The 19,053-nt window shown below is 69.1% G+C and carries 18 protein-coding genes and 1 tRNA gene; 11 read left to right on the top strand and 8 right to left on the bottom strand.

The window, feature by feature from the left end:
• Positions 1-50 precede the first annotated feature (50 nt).
• The gene (locus ASG71_RS00260; RefSeq protein ID WP_056735963.1) at positions 51-2,120 is read left to right on the top strand and encodes an FAD/NAD(P)-binding protein; all 2,070 of its coding nucleotides are present in this window, start codon (positions 51-53) and stop codon (positions 2,118-2,120) included.
• Here ASG71_RS00260 and ASG71_RS00255 read toward each other — a convergent pair.
• The 3 genes from ASG71_RS00255 to ASG71_RS00245 form a co-directional block, all read right to left on the bottom strand.
• Positions 2,117-2,335 carry a hypothetical protein gene (locus ASG71_RS00255; RefSeq protein WP_235563886.1) on the bottom strand — a complete coding sequence of 73 codons (219 nt, stop codon included), beginning with the start codon at positions 2,333-2,335 and terminating at the stop codon, positions 2,117-2,119. The genes ASG71_RS00260 and ASG71_RS00255 overlap by 4 nt on opposite strands.
• Positions 2,332-3,774: a glycosyltransferase family 2 protein gene (locus ASG71_RS00250; RefSeq protein WP_235563885.1), complete on the bottom strand. Its 1,443-nt coding sequence runs from the start codon at positions 3,772-3,774 to the stop codon at positions 2,332-2,334. Before ASG71_RS00250 ends, ASG71_RS00255 begins: the two co-directional genes overlap by 4 nt.
• A 274-nt stretch (positions 3,775-4,048) precedes the next feature.
• A complete protein-coding gene (locus tag ASG71_RS00245; protein WP_056735961.1) occupies positions 4,049-8,581 on the bottom strand; it encodes an ExeM/NucH family extracellular endonuclease in 4,533 nt (1,510 codons plus the stop codon).
• A gap of 372 nt (positions 8,582-8,953) precedes the next feature.
• Between ASG71_RS00245 and ASG71_RS00240 the strand changes: the two genes are divergently transcribed.
• Positions 8,954-9,193 (top strand): hypothetical protein, encoded by a 240-nt coding sequence (locus tag ASG71_RS00240; protein ID WP_056735959.1) that lies wholly within the window; start codon positions 8,954-8,956, stop codon positions 9,191-9,193.
• Entirely contained in the window at positions 9,190-9,411 is a 222-nt protein-coding gene (locus ASG71_RS00235) for a helix-turn-helix transcriptional regulator (protein WP_056735957.1), read from the top strand. The genes ASG71_RS00240 and ASG71_RS00235 overlap by 4 nt, the downstream gene beginning before the upstream one ends.
• A 44-nt stretch (positions 9,412-9,455) precedes the next feature.
• Here ASG71_RS00235 and ASG71_RS00230 read toward each other — a convergent pair whose 3' ends face one another.
• Genes ASG71_RS00230 through ASG71_RS00220 form a run of 3 tightly spaced genes read right to left on the bottom strand, consistent with a single transcriptional unit; the run spans position 9,456 to position 10,830 of the window.
• Complete coding sequence (locus ASG71_RS00230) at positions 9,456-9,857, bottom strand: VOC family protein (protein WP_056737129.1); 402 nt, start codon at positions 9,855-9,857, stop codon at positions 9,456-9,458.
• 10 nt (positions 9,858-9,867) lie between these two features.
• The gene (locus ASG71_RS00225) at positions 9,868-10,317 is read right to left on the bottom strand and encodes a helix-turn-helix transcriptional regulator (protein WP_056735955.1); all 450 of its coding nucleotides are present in this window, start codon (positions 10,315-10,317) and stop codon (positions 9,868-9,870) included.
• 9 nt (positions 10,318-10,326) lie between these two features.
• A complete protein-coding gene (locus ASG71_RS00220; protein ID WP_056735952.1) occupies positions 10,327-10,830 on the bottom strand; it encodes a TspO/MBR family protein in 504 nt (167 codons plus the stop codon).
• 111 nt (positions 10,831-10,941) lie between these two features.
• Here ASG71_RS00220 and ASG71_RS00215 point away from each other — a divergent pair, with 111 nt between their 5' ends.
• On the top strand, positions 10,942-11,697 hold the full coding sequence (locus tag ASG71_RS00215) for a ZIP family metal transporter (RefSeq protein WP_056735950.1): 756 nt from the start codon (positions 10,942-10,944) through the stop codon (positions 11,695-11,697).
• A gap of 93 nt (positions 11,698-11,790) precedes the next feature.
• On the opposite strand, the gene ASG71_RS00210 is transcribed toward ASG71_RS00215, so the two are convergent.
• A tRNA-Ser gene (locus ASG71_RS00210) sits at positions 11,791-11,878 on the bottom strand.
• A 160-nt stretch (positions 11,879-12,038) separates the two neighbouring features.
• Between ASG71_RS00210 and ASG71_RS00205 the strand changes: the two genes are divergently transcribed.
• The 7 genes from ASG71_RS00205 to ASG71_RS00175 all read left to right on the top strand — a co-directional run bounded on the left by ASG71_RS00205 (position 12,039) and on the right by ASG71_RS00175 (position 18,666).
• The gene (locus ASG71_RS00205) at positions 12,039-13,022 is read left to right on the top strand and encodes an NAD(P)H-quinone oxidoreductase (RefSeq protein WP_056735948.1); all 984 of its coding nucleotides are present in this window, start codon (positions 12,039-12,041) and stop codon (positions 13,020-13,022) included.
• A gap of 172 nt (positions 13,023-13,194) precedes the next feature.
• Positions 13,195-13,728 carry a PadR family transcriptional regulator gene (locus ASG71_RS00200; RefSeq protein ID WP_056735946.1) on the top strand — a complete coding sequence of 178 codons (534 nt, stop codon included), beginning with the start codon at positions 13,195-13,197 and terminating at the stop codon, positions 13,726-13,728.
• A gap of 220 nt (positions 13,729-13,948) precedes the next feature.
• Positions 13,949-16,240: a carbon starvation CstA family protein gene (locus ASG71_RS00195; RefSeq protein ID WP_414826642.1), complete on the top strand. Its 2,292-nt coding sequence runs from the start codon at positions 13,949-13,951 to the stop codon at positions 16,238-16,240.
• A gap of 10 nt (positions 16,241-16,250) precedes the next feature.
• Positions 16,251-16,442 (top strand): YbdD/YjiX family protein, encoded by a 192-nt coding sequence (locus ASG71_RS00190; protein ID WP_056735942.1) that lies wholly within the window; start codon positions 16,251-16,253, stop codon positions 16,440-16,442.
• A 139-nt stretch (positions 16,443-16,581) separates the two neighbouring features.
• The gene (locus ASG71_RS00185) at positions 16,582-17,253 is read left to right on the top strand and encodes a bacterial proteasome activator family protein (RefSeq protein ID WP_056735940.1); all 672 of its coding nucleotides are present in this window, start codon (positions 16,582-16,584) and stop codon (positions 17,251-17,253) included.
• A 7-nt stretch (positions 17,254-17,260) separates the two neighbouring features.
• Positions 17,261-17,710 carry a hypothetical protein gene (locus ASG71_RS00180; RefSeq protein WP_056735938.1) on the top strand — a complete coding sequence of 150 codons (450 nt, stop codon included), beginning with the start codon at positions 17,261-17,263 and terminating at the stop codon, positions 17,708-17,710.
• 110 nt (positions 17,711-17,820) lie between these two features.
• Positions 17,821-18,666, top strand: coding sequence for an aldo/keto reductase (locus tag ASG71_RS00175; protein ID WP_056735936.1), 846 nt, complete (start codon positions 17,821-17,823; stop codon positions 18,664-18,666).
• 148 nt (positions 18,667-18,814) lie between these two features.
• Here ASG71_RS00175 and ASG71_RS00170 read toward each other — a convergent pair whose 3' ends face one another.
• A complete protein-coding gene (locus tag ASG71_RS00170) occupies positions 18,815-19,039 on the bottom strand; it encodes a hypothetical protein (RefSeq protein ID WP_056735934.1) in 225 nt (74 codons plus the stop codon).
• Positions 19,040-19,053 lie beyond the last annotated feature (14 nt).

Genomic DNA, 19,053 nt, shown 5'->3' with positions numbered 1-19,053 from the left:
CCGCGCAGGCAAGTCAAGCCGCCGGCCCGGATGCCGATACGCTGGATGCCGTGGGAATATCGCAGAGCATCCGGACGGCACTGATCGGCGCCGGGCCCCGGGGCACCAGCGTGCTGGAACGGCTGCTCGCGAACTGGACGCCGGGTGCTGCTGACGCGTCGCTGCACATCGACGTCGTCGACCCCTTCCCGGCGGGCCCGGGACACGTCTGGCAGCCCGGGCAGTCGCGGCTCTACCTGATGAACACCCAGTCGTTTTACCCCACCGTCGTGCCGCAGGAGCCGGAGCTGGCAGCACCGCTGGCCGGCGGCACCTTCGACCAGTGGCGGCAACGGCAGGAGAGGGAACCGGACCCGGAGCTCTCCGCCGGGGACCGGGAGGAGCTCGCCGGGCTGACCTCTTCCGACTTTCCCAGCCGTGCGCTCTATGGCCGCTACCTGCGGTGCACGCTGGAGGAACTGATCCGCAGGCTTCCTGCCGGCGTCACCGTCGAGTTCCACCGCAGCGCCGCGGTGTCGGTCCGGCCGACGGCGACGGCGGAGGGTCCGGTTCCCGAAACCGGACCGGTGCCCGACGACGGGCACGTGCCCGCCTTGGGCCAGGCCGGCGGGGGCGCCCGGTTCGACGTCGCGCTCGACGACGGGACCGTGCTCAGCGTCGATTCGGTGGTGCTGGCGCTGGGCCACCTGGAGTCCCGGCTCAACCCGGAGCAGCGCGAACTCCAGGCCGCGGCCGAAGAGCTGGGCCTGAAGTACCTGCCGCCCGCGGTCCCCGCCGACGTCGACTGGTCCGTGATCCCGGCCGTGCAGCCGGTCCTGGTGCGCGGCATGGGGCTGAACTTCTTTGACGTCATGGGCCAGCTGACCGAGGGGCGCGGCGGCAAGTTCCTGCCCGCCGCGGACGGCGGCCTGACCTACCAGCCCTCCGGCCGCGAACCGAAGATCATCGCCGCCTCGCGCCGCGGGACCCCGTACCGGGCCAAGGCCGCCCTGGCCGGCTACTACCCGGCGTCGGTTTCGCTGCGGTACTGCACCGAGGAGGCGCTCGCCAAGTTCGCCGCGGCGGGCATCGTCCCCGGCTTCGACCACGACCTCTGGCCCCTGCTGCACCGGGACGTCCTGTGGGCGTATTACTCCACCCTGGCGCGCTCGCAGCCCGGCGCCGTCGGGACCGGCCCGGAGGCCTTCCTGGCCGCGCTGGAGGAAGCATTGCAGCCGCACGCGCACTCCACCGCGAAGTGGGAGGAAGCTGCCGGGGCCGTCATCGCCGCGCACGTTGACCAGGCCCACCGGCTCGACCTGCTGGGGCTCGCCGCGCCGCTGGCCGGCCGCACCTTCGCGTCCCGGGCGGAACTGGACGCCGCCGTCGTCGAGTACCTGCTCGATGACGCCCGGCGCTCCGCCCTCGGTGAGCAGGACCCCGTCAAGATGGCCATCGGCGCCCTGCACCACGGCCGGGCGGCCCTCAAGACGGTTGTCGCCGACGGCGGTATCACCGATGAATCGTGGGTCGCCGGGCTGCGCGGCTGGTTCGAGTCGTTCGTGGAGGGACTGGCCAGCGGGCCGCCCGCCCTGCGGGCCGAGCAGCTTGCGGCGCTCGCGCGGGCCGGCGTGGTCAGTTTCGTCGGACCGGACCCGAAATTCGGCGTCGACCGGAAGGCCGGGGCGTTTACCGCCGCGTCGCCCTGGGTGGGCGGCCCGCACGCCCCAGGCTCCGGCGGACCCGGCGCCGTCGGCGACGTCCCGGACCGGGTGGAGGCGACGGCGATGATTGAGGCCCTCGCCCCGGCGAACCGGGTGGCGGTCAACGCGTCGCCGTTGCTGGAACAGCTCCTGGCCGACGGCCTGGTGCGACCGCGCCTGATGATGAGCGCAGAGGGGATGCCGGTGCAGAGCTCCGGCCTGGACGTGGTGCCGCACCCTTACCGCCCGGTCGGCGCGAACGGAGCGGTCACCGAGGGTATCTATGTGCTGGGCCTGCAGCTGTCCGCGGCGCAGTGGGGCACGGCCATCGCCGCGGAGGCCCGGCAGCAGCAGGGGCCGGCGTACCGCAGCGGCCAGCGCACGCTGCGCGACGCCGACGAGATCGCCCGCGGCATCCTGGGCCGGGACCTGCCCTAGTCCGCGGCGTCCGGGTGGATGCTGCGCGTCTCGGAGCGCTCGTTGCGGGTCCGGATCCACTCCGTCGGGTGCAGCTTGGGGAGAATCTTGGCCAGCGCCAGGGCGGCGTACATGACGGTGTTGATCGCCACGAAGGTGGCCAGGATGGCGAACCACTGCGAGTGCAGCAAGGATTCCGGGAAGAGGAGTCCGGCGGGGAGCAGGGTGGCGGTCACGGGCGCTCCGCCGTCTGGAACTCGCGCGGCCGGGCGGGCGTGAGGTGTTTCCAGCTGGCCGTCCGGCCCAGCGAAATGTCGGCGACGCCCTTGAGGTAGACCACGTTGAGGAACATGTCGAAAAACAGTTCCGGGAAGAGCGTGACGGCCAGGAGCCGTGCGCGCCAGCCGCCCTGCCAGACCGTGGCGACGCGTTCGACCATGAACAGGGCGCCCAGGCCCAGCCAGAACGGGAACCAGATCCAAGTGTCCAGGGCAAAGACCATGAGGAAAATCAGCAGCAGGTACGAGCCGAGTGCGATTACGCCGTAGCCGATGCCGAACTGCTGCGCCCAGTACCGCATGGTCTGCGGGGTGACGCCGTAGGCGCCGATGTTTTCCAGGGCGCCGCGCTGCCAGCGCAGCCGCTGTGCCCAGAGCATGCGCCAGCCGGGCATCAGTTCTGTAACGACCGTGCACTGTGCGGGCGAGATCATCAGCCCGCCCAGGGACTTCAGCGCGATCGTGAGTTCGTTGTCTTCGGTGAGGGCTGCCGTGTCGTAGACATCGCCCGGGGTGCCCGGAATCGAGGCGCCACGGCTCTGCGCCACTGTGCGCAGGGCCCTGGACCGAAACATCGAGGCGGTGCCGGTCAGCACGAAGACGCGCCCGCGCCGCCGGCCGATCTCGCGGCTGTAGCGGAGGTACTCGTTGCGCTGGAACTGCCCGATCAGGCCGTGGCCCTCTTCACCGTAGAAGAGGCCGCCCACGGCCATCAGCGCCCGGTCCTGCGTGAAACGGTCGACGGCCACGGCGAGGAATCCGTCGTCGAGCCTGGTGTCCGCGTCCATGACCATGACGACGTCGTTATCGCCGAGGCCCGGCAGCAGTTGGTCCAGCACCTGGTTGAGCGCTCCGGCTTTTTTCTGGGTGTTCGCCACCGACTCGACCACTTCGACGCCGGCCTCCCGGGCGAGTGCGACGGTGGAGTCCGTGCAATTGTCCGCCACGACAATGACCCGATCCGGGCGCCGGGACTGCTCCAGCAATGACGCGATGGTGCCCGGCAGCGACGCCTCCTCGTTGTGGGCCGGGATCAGGACCGTGACGGTGACCGGACCGGCGAAGACGCCGCGCGTCTCGGACATCACCACCCGCGGTGCCAGCGGGCGGGTGAGCGGATCCAGGGAGCGGCGGGAACGGTTGGCGATCCTGCGGTCCACCGCCGCGACGCCGGCGGCCAGCAGCAGCGCCAGGGCGACAGCGGCGAGGAGGACGCGCGGGGCCGGGGCGTCGGTGTTGTAGAGGATGCTCCAGAATCCGAGCAGGAGGCCCTGGGCGGGGGACTGGCTGAGGGCCGGTCCGCCCGCGGCTACGGCGAACCACAGCAGCGCCGCCGCACCACTTGCCGTCAGGGCGATGACGATGCCGACTGCCCGGTTGAATTTGCCTCTGCGCACCGGCAAATAGTACCCCGCCACAGCAGTCCCGTCTGTAACAGATTTCCCGTGTGACACAGCGCCCCCTCGCCGAAAAACGGGCATGTCCGCTTCCGCACGGGAGCGACGACCGGGCATGTCCGTATCTGCCCGGCACGAAAAATGGGCATGCCCCGCCTCCGGCGCGGCCGGTGGACATAGGGTGCTATGTCCACCGGTCCGGGCAGGGACGGGGCATGCTCACTCGTGGGCGGGCCCGAAAACGGGCATGCTCACTCGCGGGGCGGCTGGCGGGTTAGCCTTTCAGGCACTTGCGGTAGGCGGCCATGACCAGGCCGTAGTTCACCTGGCCCACAAGGTCCGCGGGCCGCTTCGGCTTGACCGGAGCGGTGCACTTGGGCGGAACCGGGACGCTGGCCGCCACCGTCACGTCGGTGGCCACGCGGGTTCCGGATTCGACGGCGGTGAGCACCAGGGTGCCGGTGCCGGCTGCCGCGCCGGCGGGCACCTTGACGTCCACCGTCGCCGCACCGGCAGTGACCGGTACCGACCCGAGGGCGGTGACGGTCCCGGCGGCGTCGGTGAACTCGGCCCGCAGCGAGGTGTTCACCGGGCTGCCCAGCGAGGTCAGGTCCAGTTTGGAGACCGCCAGGGTGATGGAATCCCCGCCCTTGACCTCGGCTGCGGTGGTGTTCACCACGGCCACGGAGCGCCGCGCGAAGTCCGGCGAGACCGGGTTGTGGCCCTGCAGGTACTTGATCCACGCGTCGCGGTCCACGAGCCCGGAGTCCTTGGTGCCGGTGCCGGACTTGAAGATCCGGAAGTTGTCGCCCCCGGTGGCCAGGAAGCTGAACGTGCCGATCCGGTACGACTTCGCCGGGTCGATCAGCGCACCGTTGATCCGGATCGAGGTGATCCGGTCCCCGGCGGCGCGGGCGGCGTCGTAGGTGTAGTTCACGTTCTTGGACAGGCCCAGTTGCTGGTACGCGCGGCTGGGGACCGTGCCGTCCGGGTTGGTCTGCCACTGCTGTTCCAACAGCGTCTTGAACTGCGCGCCCGTCAGAGTGGTGGTCCACAGGTTGTTCACGAACGGCAGGACCGCGTTGGCCTCGGCGTAGGTGATGGTCCCGTCGGGGGCGTAGTACAGCTCGTTGCGCAGGCCGCCGGGGTTGACGACGCCGATCTCGGCGCCGCCGAGTTCCGGTGCCTTCAGGGAGTCCACGAGCGAGTCGGCCACGAGGTTGCCCAGGGTGGACTCACTTGAGCGGTCATCGCGCACGGCGGGGGAGCCGGCGAACGCCGTCGTGATGTCCGCGGTGACCTTGCCCACCGGCTGGCTGCCGATCACGGCGGCGTCGGCAACAGCCTTGTCCACGATCGCCTTCACCGCGGCAACCCGCGGGTAGGCGGCGACGAGGTCGGCCGCCGGCTCCGTGGTCCGCTTGACGTTGCCCGCCTTGTAGCCGGTGACAGCCATGGTCTTGGTGTCGATGGTCAGCTGGATCTGGCCAATGTACTCGCCGTAGTTGCCGGTCTGTACGATCGGACGGGTCTTGCCGGTCGGCTGCCCGGCAGCATCCAGGACCGGGGCGTCCCACGCGTACTGCTTGTGGGTGTGGCCGTTGAAGATCGCGGCCACGTCCGGGGTGACTTCCTGGACCATTTTGGCGAAGGGGCCGCCGGCGGCGACTTCCTGCTCCAGGGTGGCGCCTTCGGGGGCGCCGGATCCGGCGCCGTCGTGGTTCTCGACGATGATCACGTCGGCGAGCTTGCCCGCCTTGATCTTCGCGGCGACGCGGTTGATGGCCTCGACGGGGTCACCGAACTCGAGGTCCGCGACGCCGGCCGGGGTGACGAGCGACGGCACTTCCTGCGTGACGGTGCCGATCACGGCGACCTTGATGCCGTTCATGTCCAGCACGGTGTACTCCGGCAGGACCGGCTCGGTGGTGCCCTTCGTGTAGACGTTGGCGCCCAGGTAGGGGAACTTGGCGTTGGCCCCGCCGGCGATGACCCGGTCACGCAGGTCGGCCCAGCCGCCGTCGAACTCGTGGTTGCCCACGGCCGAGGTGCGCAGCTCCAGGGCGTTCAGCACGTCGATGGTCGGCTGGTCCTTGGCCACGGCCGAGGCGAACAGCGAGGCGCCGATGTTGTCGCCGGCGGAGAGGAACGCGGTGGCTCCCGGCGCCGCGGCGGCCCGGAGCTTCTCGATGGTGCCGGCGAACAGGACGGTGTTCGAGTCGATGCGGCCGTGGAAGTCGTTGATGCCCAGGAAGTTCAGGTCAACGCTGGCCGGGACGGTGGCGCCGGCTTTCAGGTCAAGCCCGACGACGACAGGATCGTGGTCGCTGGCCCGGAACTGGTCCGCCGCGTAGTAGTCGGTGACGTTGTTGTTGTAGCGGCTGTACTCCAGCGCCACGGATTCCACCGAGTTGATGTTCCAGATGTCCGCGCCGGTGACGACGGCGTTGGCCGCCGGCGAGGCGAGGATGTGGTCCAGGGAACCGACCAGGCCGCCGTAGAGGTAGGAGTGCTTGGCGGAGCCGTCGGCGTTTTTGGCCTTCTCGTCCTGGTTGACGTACCCGGCGGCCGTGAGGACGTTGATCGGGTCCTCCTTGGCGTAGGAGTTGAAGTCGCCGATCAGGAAGACGTTGTTGGTGCCCTTGGATTTCTGCAGTTCGTCGGCGAAGCCGAGCAGCGATTGAGCCTGGGCGGTGCGGGCGAGGTTCGAGTTGCCCTGGCCCTTGTCGGTGTCGTCCGGCGTCGCGGCGGAGCCCTTGGACTTGAAGTGGTTGGCGATCGCGATGAACTTCTGGTCATCGGCGGCGCCGACGGGCTTGAAAACCTGCGCCAGCGGTTTGCGGGCACTGGCGAAGGCGACCGTGTCGTTGTGGATGATGGATTCGCCCACAGGTTCGGCGGCGGCCTTTTTGTAAATGAAGGCGGTGCGGATCATGTCCTCGTCGGCCAGCGGGGGTGCGTTGGCGGGCGTCCGCACGTAGTCCCAGATGCCGGGCGTGGCGATGTTCAGGGCGTCGACCAGCTTGGCCAGGGCGTCGTCCCGGTTCTTGCCGAACTGGGCCGAGTTCTCCACCTCCATGAGGGTGACGACGTCGGCGCCGGACTTGCTGATGGCGGCAACGATCTTGTCCTGCTGGCGCTTGAAGTTCTCGGCGTTGGCCGCGCCGCGGACGTCGCAGCCGCCCTTGACCGTGATCGGGTTGCCGGCGCGGTCGGTGTAGAACGTGCACCCGGGAACCTGGTCCCCGGTGGTCGGGAAGTAGTTGAGCACGTTGAACGAGGCGAGCTTGAGGTTTCCGCCGACGGCGGCCGGGGCCTGCGCGCGGGTGGCGCCGAAGCTTGCCGGTTGCACCGAGCCCGCGTTCTCGGCCGTCAGCTGTGACAGCGGCTGGAACTTCCACGAGCTGTTGGCGTAGCTGAGCACCACATTGGTCTTGAAGGTCACCGGCGAGCCGACCCGGACGTGGTCCGTGGTGGTCAGATACGGCAGGGTCTGCGCCTTGGTGGCGGCGTCCTTGAGGAAGTTGGTGCTGGCGCCGTCGTCGAGCTTGATGCTGCGTGCGGCGTTGGCCGCCACGGTGGCGGTGTACTCGGCGGAACCGTAGGGGGCGACGGCGGTGGGCTGCTCCAGCGGGGTGGTGCCGCCGGCCAGGCCGATTTCGCCGTACTGGTTGAGGGAGTAGTTGTCCGCGACCGTGACGGGTCCCTGGGGCGTCAGCAGCATCGCCTCGAGGGATTCGCGGAAGGCTTCGTCGGCCGGAAGGGTGAAACCGGTGGCCTTGACCTCGGGGGCGGCCTCGGTCAGCTGGGTGACGCCGGCGGCGTTGAGCTGGGTCATGCCGTAGTACTCGGCCACATCGCCGGTGACCTGGACATAGTCGCCGATCTGCACGGAGGCGACGGCGGCCGGGGCATAGACGAAGATGGCGTCCGACGCGGTGTGGTTGGCCGGCGTCAGCTCGCCGCCGGTTCCGGGCGTCTGCAGGTAGAACCCGGCGAAGCCGCCGGTCGGGAAGGCGGCAGTGACTTTGCCGCGGGTGGTGACCGCGGAGCCGGCGAGCGGGCTGGCGGCGCCGGTGCCTTGGATCTCGGCGATGCTCTTGGAGACCGGGGGAGTGACCGGGCCCGGGTCCACCGGCGTGGCTTCCCCGTTGGCCGCCTTGGGGGTGATGGCCGCGTTCAGGGTGAAGTCGGCGGCGTTGTTGTTGTTGTCCGCGCCGCCGCTGCGGTTCAGGCTCTTGACGTCCGTGTTGCCCGACGGCGCCGTTGCCGCCTGGGTCTCGAACGTGTTGGAGCTCCCGTAACCGAGCAGGTCCGCGACGTCGGCGGGTTCGACGACGGATCCGGTGCCCAGCGACTGCAGTGCGGTGGCCTGCCGGGCGAGGACGATCGTTCCGCCGCCGCCTGCCGGATTGAATCCGGCGGCGGTCGTGTCGGCGGTGGGAAGGTCGGCGCCGACGGTGCCGTTGCTGCCGCCCTCAAGCAGGTAATACCCGCCGGCGGGGATGGTCCCCGTGAGGGCGGCCGTGTTATTCGGGGCGGCGGTTCCGGTGGCGGACCGGTACTGGATTGACCAGCCGTCCAGGGATACCGGGGCGTCCGAGGTGTTGTGCAGCTCGACGAACTTGTTCTTGTAGGCCGCGCCGGCGCTGCCGCCGCTGAGGTACGCCTCGTTGATGATGACCGGCGATGTCCCGGCGGCCGCTGGTGTGGCCTCCAGGGCGGCGGCGGGCAGGGCCGCCAGCGGGGCAATGAGCCCTGCGGACAGGGCTGTGCCCAGCGCTGTTTTCCAAGGTGTGAATTTCATCCGCTCTAACTCTCATTAGGTGCCCGGGTAAGGGCTGGGTGCGATGTCCGGGTTGAGGGCCGCGGACCGGCCGGTCTGCTCCTGGTCAAGCAGGTTCCGGCACAGCAAAACAGGGGTGAATGAACACAGGGTGGATTGCATGTGCATTCGGCGAGACGGCCCCCAGCGGAACGCCCCACAGCCGGCAGTTGACCCGACGGGTGCCCGGCGGCAGTGGGGGTGCGGGGTCGTGCAGGCGCCCGGCCCGATGTCCCCTGCCCGAGCTGTCACGAGACTACCTGCCGGTAGCGGCGCCGTAAGCGGTTGCCGGCCAATTTTTTCAGCAGTTTTTCCGCAGGATTTTTCCCGCCAGACCAGGTTGCCCCCCGGCAGATGACAAGCACACTCTGGATCGTCCGGGCGGTCCTGAGGCACGTGCGGCGGAGCGAGGACTATCAGCGGCTGCTGATGCTGCAGGGGCTGGCCGGCGGCTTCGCCGTGGCCATGATCGCCTCCGTGACGCTGGCGTTCCTGGAGATAGCCGGACAGCGCATCGACGGCACCGGCTGGCTCATCTACGGGGCCGGGATGCTCGGCTGGATCCACACCGGAGCGATTGCGGGCCGACGGTGAACAACCACCTCAGGACGCTGCGGGAGGGGCGGGGCTGGACCCAGGGTGCGCTCGCGGACCAGCTCGGTGTTTCCCGGCAGACCGTGAACGCCCTGGAAACGGGCCGCTATGATCCCGCGCTTCCCCTGGCATTCCGCATTTCCAGGTTGTTCGGCAAGCCCATCGAAGCCATCTTCATCCCGCCTGAGGACGACGTGGACGCCCCGGGCGGCCGCTGATCAGGCTGCCGGCCGGGGCGTCCGTTCGACGCCCCGCTTTCGGGTCAGGCCTGGTTGAAGCGGATCATGTTGCCGGACGGGTCGCGGAAGGCGCAGTCGCGGGGTCCCCACGGCTGATCGATGGGCTCCTGCAGCACCTCGGCGCCGGCGGCTCGGACGGCCTCGAAGGTGGCGTCGAGGTCGTCCGTGCGGAACACGATCACGGGCAGGACCCCTTTAGTAAGCAGTTGCTGGAGTGCGTCGCCGTCCTCCTGCGAGCGGCCGGCGTGCGGGGGCGATAGGACGATTTCCAGGTCGGGCTGGGCTGCGCTGCCAAGGGTGACCCAGCGGTGGCCGTCGGAACCGACGTCGTTACGCACCTCGAGGCCGAGGACATCGCGATAGAAGGGCAGGGACTCGTCCAGGTCGTTGACGGTGATCTGGGCGTATTGCAGTGAGATGTTCATGAGGTCCACGCTACGAGGGCGGCAGAGCCGGTGCTTCTTCGATCCTGCTCAACTTCCGCGGCGGGTTGCGCGGAGGGCGGGTGTGCTGCCGTGCCACGCACGAGGGCATGGCCTTGACGGCCTTGTGCTCGCGCTCCCGGTACACGCTGGGCGGAATGCCGACGACTTCGGTGAACCGTGAACTGAAGGATCCCAGCGACGTGCAGCCCACCTCCATGCAGGCATAGGTAACACTGGCGCCGGCGCGCAGCAGCGCCATCGCCCGCTCGATCCGCCGCGTCATCAGGTAGTTGTACGGTGTCTCCCCGTAGGCGGCCTTGAACTGGCGGGAGAAGTGCGCCGGGGACATCAGCGCGCCGGCGGCCATGGCAGGCACATCGAGCGGCCGGGCGAAGTCACGGTCGATCAGGTCCCGCGCCCGGCGCAGGTGCGCCAGATTGGAAAGTTCCTGCGGCGTCATGGGGGCAGTTTAGCGCTGACTCGGCCCGGCCGGATTGAGCCGGGCGATCGCGGTGGACAGGACGGTGGCGAAGCCGCACCAGAGGGCGTATGGCGCCAGCGCAATGCCGGCGCCGCGGCGAAGCCGGTAGGTCCTCCGGACCAGATCCGCGCTGCTGACCGTCAACGCCGCGGCTTCCGCGGCGGCCAGCCACGGCCGGCGGGAGCGCCAGAAGAACCAGCTCCACGCGGCGTTCAGCACCAGGTTCGCGGCCAGGGCGCGGCGGTACGCGCGGACCTCGCGCCGCCGGTCCGCCGCGGTGTCCCCGCCGTTCTGGTCCAGGGCGACGGCAAATGCCACCGCCAGGTCCGTATACAGGGCGGTCCACACGACCGGAAACGCGACCGGCGGCGGCTGCCAGTCCGGTTTCCGCAACGCCCGGTACCACCGGCTCCCCGGATCCGTCGCGGCGCCTCCTGCTGCCGCGGCGCCTGCCGTGGCGGCCGCCGTCCAGGCCACTGTCGAGAGTTTCATCGCCGCTCCCCGGTCCCGTTTGCCATGCCCCAGAGGTAGCCGACCCGGCCGGGCCGCGTCAAGGCTCTCCGGGTGTAGCGTTGCTTGGGGCAACAGAAGGGGTGAACAAAAATGCCGATGTGGTTCCAGGCACTGTTGTGGGGCACGGTCGCCGGCGGCGCGCTGGTGCTCGGCTCAGCCCTGTCCTGGAAGTGGCAGATCCCGCCCAAGATTGTCTCTTCGGTCATGTCCTTCGGCGCCGGCGTGCTGATCTCCGCGCTCGCATTCGACCTGGTGGGGGAGGCCGCGGACGGCGGCGGGCTGTGGCCGACGGCGGCCGGCTTCCTGGGCGGGGCACTGATCTATGTTGCGGCCAATGCCTTGCTCGCCCGCCGCGGCGCTAAACACCGGAAGCGGTCGGGCGGAAAGCAACCCACCGAGCAGGCCAAGCCCGGCAGCGGAACGGCCATAGCCGTCGGCGCCCTGCTCGACGGGATCCCCGAATCTGTCGTGCTCGGGCTGGGCCTGGTCACGGGCGGCGCGGTGAGCCCGGCGATGCTGGCCGCGGTGTTCATCTCCAACGTCCCCGAAGGGCTCTCCAGCACGGCTGGCATGAAGAAGTCCGGCCGCAGCGCGGGGTATGTGTTCGGGGTCTGGGGCGGAATCGCCCTGATGTCCGGCCTGGCGTCGCTGATCGGTTACGCGACGCTGCAGAACGCGCCGGCCGAGCTGGTGGCCTTTATCACCGCCACCGCCGCGGGTGCCATCCTGGCCATGCTGGCTGACACCATGATTCCCGAGGCCTTCGAAGAGCACCACAACCTCACCGGCCTGATTGCCGCCGTGGGATTCCTGGCCGCCTACACCATCAGCCAGGCAGGAGCCTAGGCGGCACCGGGCGCAGACGCGAAAAGGGGCTGCCGCGCCGTCCCCTCAGGTCCGGCCCAACAGCCCCTCCGGCCACGGAAAGCGTGACCAGCGCGGAAGGTAAGAGATTCGAACTCTTGGTACGGGGTTACCGCACACTGGTTTTCAAGACCAGCTCCATCGGCCGCTCGGACAACCTTCCCTACCCAGTAGTGTTCCATAGCCCGTCATGAGCGACAAAAAGCAGCGGCGCTGGCGCACTGAGCCGTTCCGGCCACTTATTCTGGACTGGGGTCGGAGCCGGCGCCGCGGTCCGTCCGGTCGCGCCCCGCACTACATGAGCAAGGAAACGGGAGTTCTCCATGAAGGCTGTCTACATCTCAGAGCCCGGCGGTCCGGAGGTCCTGGAGCTCCGCGAGGTCCCCGCTCCCGTGCCCGGCGAGGGTGAGGTGCTGATCGACGTCGTCGCCGCCGGACTCAACCGGGCGGACGTCCAGCAGCGCCGGGGCTTCTACCCGCCGCCGCCCGGCGCATCCGATATTCCGGGCCTTGAGGTCTCGGGGCGGATCGCCGGATTCGGCCCCGGCGTCACCAAGCCCTTTTCCGTGGGTGACAAAGTGGTGGCCCTGCTCGCCGGCGGCGGCTACGCCGAGCAGGTGGCGGTTCCGGCCGGGCAGGTGCTGCGGATCCCCGACGGCGTGGACCTGGTCACCGCGGCCGCGCTGCCGGAAGTCGCCGCCACGGTCTATTCGAACCTGGTCATGACGGCCCAGCTGCAGGCGGGGGAAACCGTGCTCATCCACGGGGCCACCGGCGGCATCGGCACCATGGCCATCCAGCTGGCGAAGGCGCTCGGCGCCCGGGTGGCCGCGACGGCGGGCACCGCCGAGAAGGTCGGCACCGCCACGGCGTTCCTCGGCGCCGACATCGGGATCAACTACACCGAGGAAGCTTTCCCGGAGAGCCTGCGCGCCCAGAACGGCGGCAAGGGTGCGGATGTGATTCTCGACGTCGTCGGGGCGAAATACCTGGGGCAGAACGTGGACGCCCTGGCCGACTACGGGCGCCTGGTGGTGATCGGCCTGCAGGGCGGCACCAAGGGCGAACTGGACCTGGGCCAGCTGCTGACCAAGCGGGCAGCGATCATCGCGACCGCCCTGCGGCCGCGTCCGGTCGAGGAGAAGACGGTCATTATGAACGCCGTCCGTGACGCGGTGTGGCCGATGCTGGCGGACGGACGCATCCGGCCGCTGGTCGCCAAGACGTTCCCGCTGGGCGAGGTCCAGGCCGCCCACCGCTATTTCGATTCCGGCGAACACGTCGGCAAGGTCCTCCTGGTCACCTGACCCGGCGCCAACCGGCCGCTGTCACACTGCCGGGGGGTGTGACGCACCGCATTCCGTGGCAGGCATATGACGGGGTCCCGCGGGCCAAAAGGACGATAGTGTAATTCCATGCGCGGTATACACGCGTCTTGGGGCGCGTGTATACCGTCGTCCTGCTACCCTCGGGATCACCATGTCAATCCGCCACAGCCTCCTCGCGCTGCTGCAGGAACGGCCCCGCTACGGGTACCAGCTCCGGACTGAATTCGAGGACCGGACCGGTTCGTCCTGGCCCTTGAACATCGGGCAGGTGTACACCACCCTCGACCGGCTGGAACGCGACGGGCTGGTCGAACAGAACGGCGCGGACGCCGAGGGCCACATTGTCTACAGCATCACGGACGCGGGCCGGGCGGAGGCCCGGGAATGGTTCGGCGCCGCCGTCAGCCGGACCAGCCCGCCGCGCAACGAACTCGCCATCAAGCTGGCCCTGGCGCTGACCCTGCCCGCGGTCGACGTCGGCGCCCTGATCCAGGCGCAGCGGGCCGTTTCGATCAGGACCCTGCAGGAATACACCCGGACCCGCCGCGAAGCGGTAGCGCACCTCCGGGCGGCGGACACTGCCCGGCTGCTGGTGCTGGACTCGTTGATCTTCCAAACCGAGGCGGAGGTCCGCTGGCTGGATCTGTGCGAAGCCCGCCTGATGCAGCTGGCCGGCCCCGCCTGACGCGCGCCGTGCCCGCCGGCCCCGCCTGAACCCGCCGGCCGGCGCATTTTCACGCGCGCATGTGACGCCGTTCACCGCGGGCATTGCGCCGTTCGGCGAGCCGCCCGGAGCGGCGGCCGTGAAGCCATATCCATCAGGTTGCGCCGTTGATAGGGTGCCATGGGGCAGATCTGACTGCTGATCTGTCAGAGGGGTTTCTCAAGGAGGAGACATGGGCACAATGCCAGATGGCAGGCCAAACACAGCACCACTCGACGACGGCATTACGCCGGTGCCGGGCCTTCCGGCCACCGCGGTCGACGACGCCGTCCGCGAAGCCGAGGAACGTAAGTGGACGCCGGCGAAAATCGCGCTCTGGGCGGCCATTGCGCTGCTGGGCGGCGTCGCCTGGTTCATGCTCGCGATCATCCGCGGCGAAACCGTCAACGCCATCTGGTTCGTGTTCGCCTCGGTCTGCACCTACCTGATCGGCTACCGGTTCTACTCCAAGGTCATTGAGCGGTACATCGCCAAGCCAAACGACCGCCGCGCCACCCCGGCCGAGTACAAGGCCGACGGCAAGGACTACGTCCGCACGGACCGCAACGTCCTTTTCGGCCACCACTTCGCCGCCATCGCCGGCGCCGGCCCGCTCGTCGGCCCGGTTATCGCAGCCCAGATGGGTTACCTACCCGGCACCATCTGGATCATCATCGGCGTCGTCCTTGCCGGCGCCGTCCAGGACTACCTGGTCCTCTTCTTCTCCATGCGCCGCGGAGGCCGTTCGCTCGGCCAGATGGCCCGCGAGGAACTCGGCGTGATCGGCGGCACCGCCGCCCTGATCGCGACCCTCCTCATCATGGTCATCATCGTCGCCATCCTGGCCCTCGTCGTCGTCAACGCCCTCGGCGAAAGCCCCTGGGGTGTCTTCTCGGTCGGCATGACCATCCCGATCGCCCTGTTCATGGGCGTCTACCTCCGCTACCTCCGTCCCGGCAAGGTCATGGAGGTCTCCCTGATCGGCTTCGTGCTGCTCATGGCCGCGATCATCGGCGGCGGCGCCGTCGCCGGCACCGAATGGGGTGCGGCCTTCTTCCACCTGGACAAGGTCACCATCGCCTGGGGCCTGATCATCTACGGTTTCATCGCCGCCATCCTGCCGGTGTGGCTGCTGCTCGCCCCGCGCGACTACCTCTCCACCTTCATGAAGATCGGCGTGATCGTGATGCTCGCCCTCGCCATCATCGTGGTGCGGCCCGAAATCACGGTCCCGGCGTTCAGCGAATTCGCCTCCCGTGACAACGGCCCGGTCTTCTCCGGCGCCGTGTTCCCGTTCCTGTTCGTCACCATCGCCTGCGGCGCCCTCTCCGGGTTCCACGCCCTGATCTCCTCCGGCACCACGCCCAAGCTGATCGAGAAGGAACGCCAGACCCGCCTGATCGGCTACGGCGGCATGCTGATGGAGTCCTTCGTTGCGATCATGGCGCTCGTTGCGGCCATCTCGATCGACCGCGGCATCTACTTCGCCATGAACGCCCCGCTCGCGCTCACCGGCGGCACCGTCGAAACCGCGGCCCAGTGGGTCAACAGCCTGGGCCTGTCCGGCGTTAACATCACCCCCGACGTCCTCGCCCAGACCGCCAAAGACGTCGGCGAGGAAAGCATCGTCTCGCGCTCCGGCGGCGCCCCCACCCTCGCCGTCGGCCTGGCGCACATCATGCAGCAGTTCATCGGCGGCACCGCGATGATGGCGTTCTGGTACCACTTCGCCATCATGTTTGAGGCGCTCTTCATCCTCACCGCGGTCGACGCCGGCACGCGCGTTGCGCGCTTCATGCTGCAGGATTCGATCGGCAACTTTGTCCCGAAGTTCAAGGACCACTCCTGGCGCCCGGGTGCCTGGCTCGCCACGGCGGTCATGGTGGCGGCGTGGGGCGCGGTGCTGCTGATGGGCGTCACCGACCCGCTCGGCGGCATCAACACGCTCTTCCCGCTGTTCGGCATTGCCAACCAGCTGCTCGCCGCCATCGCCCTCTCGGTCGTGCTCGCGATCGTGGCGAAGCGCGGCACCTTCAAGTACCTGTGGATCGTGGCGCTGCCGCTGGCGTTCGCCGCCGTCGTGACCATCACCGCGAGCTTCTACAAGATCTTCTCGCCGGTCCCGGCCGTCGGGTACTTCGCCAACAACGCCGCCTTCTCCAAGGCCCTCGCCGACGGGAAGACTTCGTTCGGCACGGCCAAGACGCAGGCGGCCATGGAAGCCGTGGTCCGCAACACCATGATCCAGGGCTGGCTCTCGGTGATCTTCGTGGTCCTCAGCATCATCGTCATCATCACGGCGCTGATCGCCACCGCCAAGGCGTTCCGCAACGTCAAGGCCGGCATCGCCAACGTCGAGTACGAGGACCCGGCCCAGCCCTCGCGCGTGTTCGCGCCGGCGGGGCTCTTCCCGACCGCCGCGGAGCGCGAGCTTGAGGCGGAGTGGAAGAAGCTGCCGGCGGACCAGCGGCTCGAACACTCGGCCGGGCACTGAGGTACCGGCCATGAACGCACTCGTAGCCGGCTTCCGGGGCTTCGCCGAGTACTTCAGCGGCGTGCTCGGAGCAGACGCCTACAAGAAGTACCTTGAGCACCACCGCGCCTCGGGCCACGCCGGGCCGCCGATGTGCGAGCGGGACTTCTGGCGCGACCACACGGACCGCCAGGACGCCAACCCGCAAGGCCGCTGCTGCTGAGCTGCGGCGCACGCCGAAGGCGCCGTCGGGAACTGACGTTCCCGGCGGCGCCTTCGGCGTCCCGGGGCGGGCGCGCCAGCGCCCGGCGCGGAGGTCCTGCGGCCCTGCCGCGCACCCGCCGTCGTGAGAGTATGAAGCCATGAGCGATCCGAACGACACTCAGCCCGGCACCGGCACCGGCACCACGCCGGAAGACGCCGCTACGCCGGAAGAGGCTGATACCCCGCTGGAGGGCACCGCCACCCCGCCGGACGCCGCCGACTCACGGCCTGCTGAACCGGGGGAGCCCCGCAGCCGGGCAAGCCATCTCCAGGACCTCGTCGACGAGCCGGCCAAAGTCATGCGGATCGGCACCATGATGAAGCAGCTGCTGGATGAGGTGAAGTCGGCGCCGCTGGACGACGCCGCCAGGCTCCGGCTCGCCGGAATCCACGAACGCTCGATCAAGGAACTCGAGGACGGCCTCGCCCCGGAACTGGTCCAGGAACTGGAACGGATCCACCTGCCCTTCACCGACGACGGCACGCCGTCGGACGCGGAACTCCGCATCGCCCAGGCCCAGCTGGTCGGCTGGCTCGAGGGGCTCTTCCACGGCATCCAGACGGCCATCGCCGCCCAGCACGCTGCCCGGGAGCACGCTGCCTCGCAGCTGCAGCTCCGCCAGCTGCCGCCGGGCACCATGATCGCGCCGGGGGTCATCATTGGGGAGAACGGTGAGCCGCAGCGCGCGGCCGAGCGGCGGCCGGGCACGGACCCGTCGCGGCCCGCCGAAGCTGCCGATCCGGACCACGGCCCCGGCCAGTACCTTTAGGACCGCGTTGGGTTTCTTCAGCGCAGCACGGCAGGGACGCAAGGACGACGCCGAACTCGGCAAGGGCCTCTGGCGGCGCGCCCATGACCGCTTCATCCGGGGCCTTGACCGTTACCACCAGGTCCTCGAAGGAGTGGAAGACGAAGCCCTCTACGCCGAACTGGTGGAGATCGCCAACGACCTGTCCGCGCTGGCCGTGCGGGTGCGCTCCATCTGCCGCGAGGCGCAGCGCCGGTCGCCGAGCGAGGGCCTGGACATTCCCGGTGCACTCGCCGGCGTGCACCGCTCGCTGTCGACGGCCGGCAATTCGTTGGCCATGACGGCGGAGGCGGCCGCGATGCTCCGCCTCGCCGTCGGTCCCGTACCCGTGGGGGCAGCCTCGGTGCGCCGCCGCGCGGACACCGTCGCGGAGCACGTCGTCGACGCCGAACGGCGCCTGGCGGAGTCGGCGTCCTGACGCCGCCGCCGGAACCCGGGGCGGTCAGGGCCGGATATTCCGGGTTAAGCGGCTAGCTTAGCGGTGAGAAAACACTGGCATCGGCGGCCCCGACTTGGCAGGATAAAAAGATGACTTCTTCTCCTGAACTGACATTCAATGACGGCAACACCATCCCGCAGCTCGGCTACGGGGTCTGGCAGGTCGAGGACGACGTGGCCGAAAAGGTTGTCGTCCAGGCGTTCGAGGCCGGCTACCGGCACATCGACACCGCCAAGATCTACGGCAACGAGGCCGGCGTGGGCCGTGCGATCGCCCGTTCCGGCCTGAAGCCGGAGGAAATCTTCATCACCACCAAGCTGTGGAACGCGGACCAGGGCTATGAGTCGACCCTCACGGCGTTCAAGGAATCCATGGAGCGCCTGGGCCTGGAGACGCTGGACCTCTACCTGATCCACTGGATGCAGCCCAAGCAGGACAAGTACGTGGACACCTGGAAGGCGCTCATCGAACTGCAGAAGCAGGGCCGCGTGAAGAGCATCGGCGTCTCGAACTTCACCAAGGAAGGCCTGCAGCGCATCATCGACGAGACCGGTGTAGTGCCGGCCATCCACCAGATTGAGCTGCACCCGTTCTTCAACCAGGCGGACCTGCGCGAGTTCAACGCGGCCAACGGCATCCTGACCGAAGCCTGGTCGCCGCTGGGCCAGGGCGGCGAACTGCTGGAAAGCCCGGTCATCGCGGAGATTGCGGCCAAGCACAACGCCACGCCGGCGCAGGTCGTCATCGCCTGGCACCTCGCAATCGGCAACGTTGTGATCCCCAAGTCGGTGACCGAGTCGCGGATCCGCGAAAACTACGCGGCCCTGGACGTCACCCTCGATGAGACCGATGTGCAGGCAATCAACGGACTGGACCGCTCCGCCGAGGGCGCGGGCCGGATCGGCGCCGACCCCGCGGTGTCGGACTTCGCCTAACCGAGCGCAGCCAGAGGGCGGTCCGGGGCTTCGGCCCCGGGCCGCCCTTCGGCTTAAGTGCCGCGGGGTTAGCCGCTCCCGCCGCACGTCCCCGGATAGGGCGGAAGCGAGACTCTCAGGAAGCTCCCATGCGCCTGGTCCGCCAATGTCAGGCGGCGGCCCGGCCGGCCCGCACCTGGAGGGCGTCGACGATCGCCCAGCCGTCCTGGTGGTGGACGTAGCGGCTGGCGAAGCGCTCGGCCTGTGCGGCGTCGTCGAAAGCTTCGGTGCGTACCCGGCCGCAGTCGGCGTCCAGATAGGTCACCTCCCAGTACAGTGCCGGCTGCTGCGTCCCCGCCGTCCGGGCTGATGCGGAATCCTGATGCTTTTCCATGGTTTAAGTCTGCA

It is taken from the genome of Arthrobacter sp. Soil763 (genome assembly GCF_001428365.1).
Classification (GTDB): Bacteria; Actinomycetota; Actinomycetes; order Actinomycetales; family Micrococcaceae; genus Arthrobacter.
The sequence above is the reverse complement of the archived record's forward strand: the minus strand, read 5'-3'. Positions and strand labels throughout refer to the sequence as shown.

Coding starts and splice junctions, on each gene's coding strand:
- ASG71_RS00245 (WP_056735961.1), bottom strand. CDS start 8,581: ATGAAATTCACACCTTGGAAAACAGCGCTGGGCACAGCCCTGTCCGCA.
- ASG71_RS00240 (WP_056735959.1), top strand. CDS start 8,954: ATGACAAGCACACTCTGGATCGTCCGGGCGGTCCTGAGGCACGTGCGG.
- ASG71_RS00230 (WP_056737129.1), bottom strand. CDS start 9,857: ATGAACATCTCACTGCAATACGCCCAGATCACCGTCAACGACCTGGAC.
- ASG71_RS00225 (WP_056735955.1), bottom strand. CDS start 10,317: ATGACGCCGCAGGAACTTTCCAATCTGGCGCACCTGCGCCGGGCGCGG.
- ASG71_RS00220 (WP_056735952.1), bottom strand. CDS start 10,830: ATGAAACTCTCGACAGTGGCCTGGACGGCGGCCGCCACGGCAGGCGCC.
- ASG71_RS00215 (WP_056735950.1), top strand. CDS start 10,942: ATGCCGATGTGGTTCCAGGCACTGTTGTGGGGCACGGTCGCCGGCGGC.
- ASG71_RS00205 (WP_056735948.1), top strand. CDS start 12,039: ATGAAGGCTGTCTACATCTCAGAGCCCGGCGGTCCGGAGGTCCTGGAG.
- ASG71_RS00200 (WP_056735946.1), top strand. CDS start 13,195: ATGTCAATCCGCCACAGCCTCCTCGCGCTGCTGCAGGAACGGCCCCGC.
- ASG71_RS00195 (WP_414826642.1), top strand. CDS start 13,949: ATGCCAGATGGCAGGCCAAACACAGCACCACTCGACGACGGCATTACG.
- ASG71_RS00190 (WP_056735942.1), top strand. CDS start 16,251: ATGAACGCACTCGTAGCCGGCTTCCGGGGCTTCGCCGAGTACTTCAGC.
- ASG71_RS00185 (WP_056735940.1), top strand. CDS start 16,582: ATGAGCGATCCGAACGACACTCAGCCCGGCACCGGCACCGGCACCACG.
- ASG71_RS00175 (WP_056735936.1), top strand. CDS start 17,821: ATGACTTCTTCTCCTGAACTGACATTCAATGACGGCAACACCATCCCG.
- ASG71_RS00170 (WP_056735934.1), bottom strand. CDS start 19,039: ATGGAAAAGCATCAGGATTCCGCATCAGCCCGGACGGCGGGGACGCAG.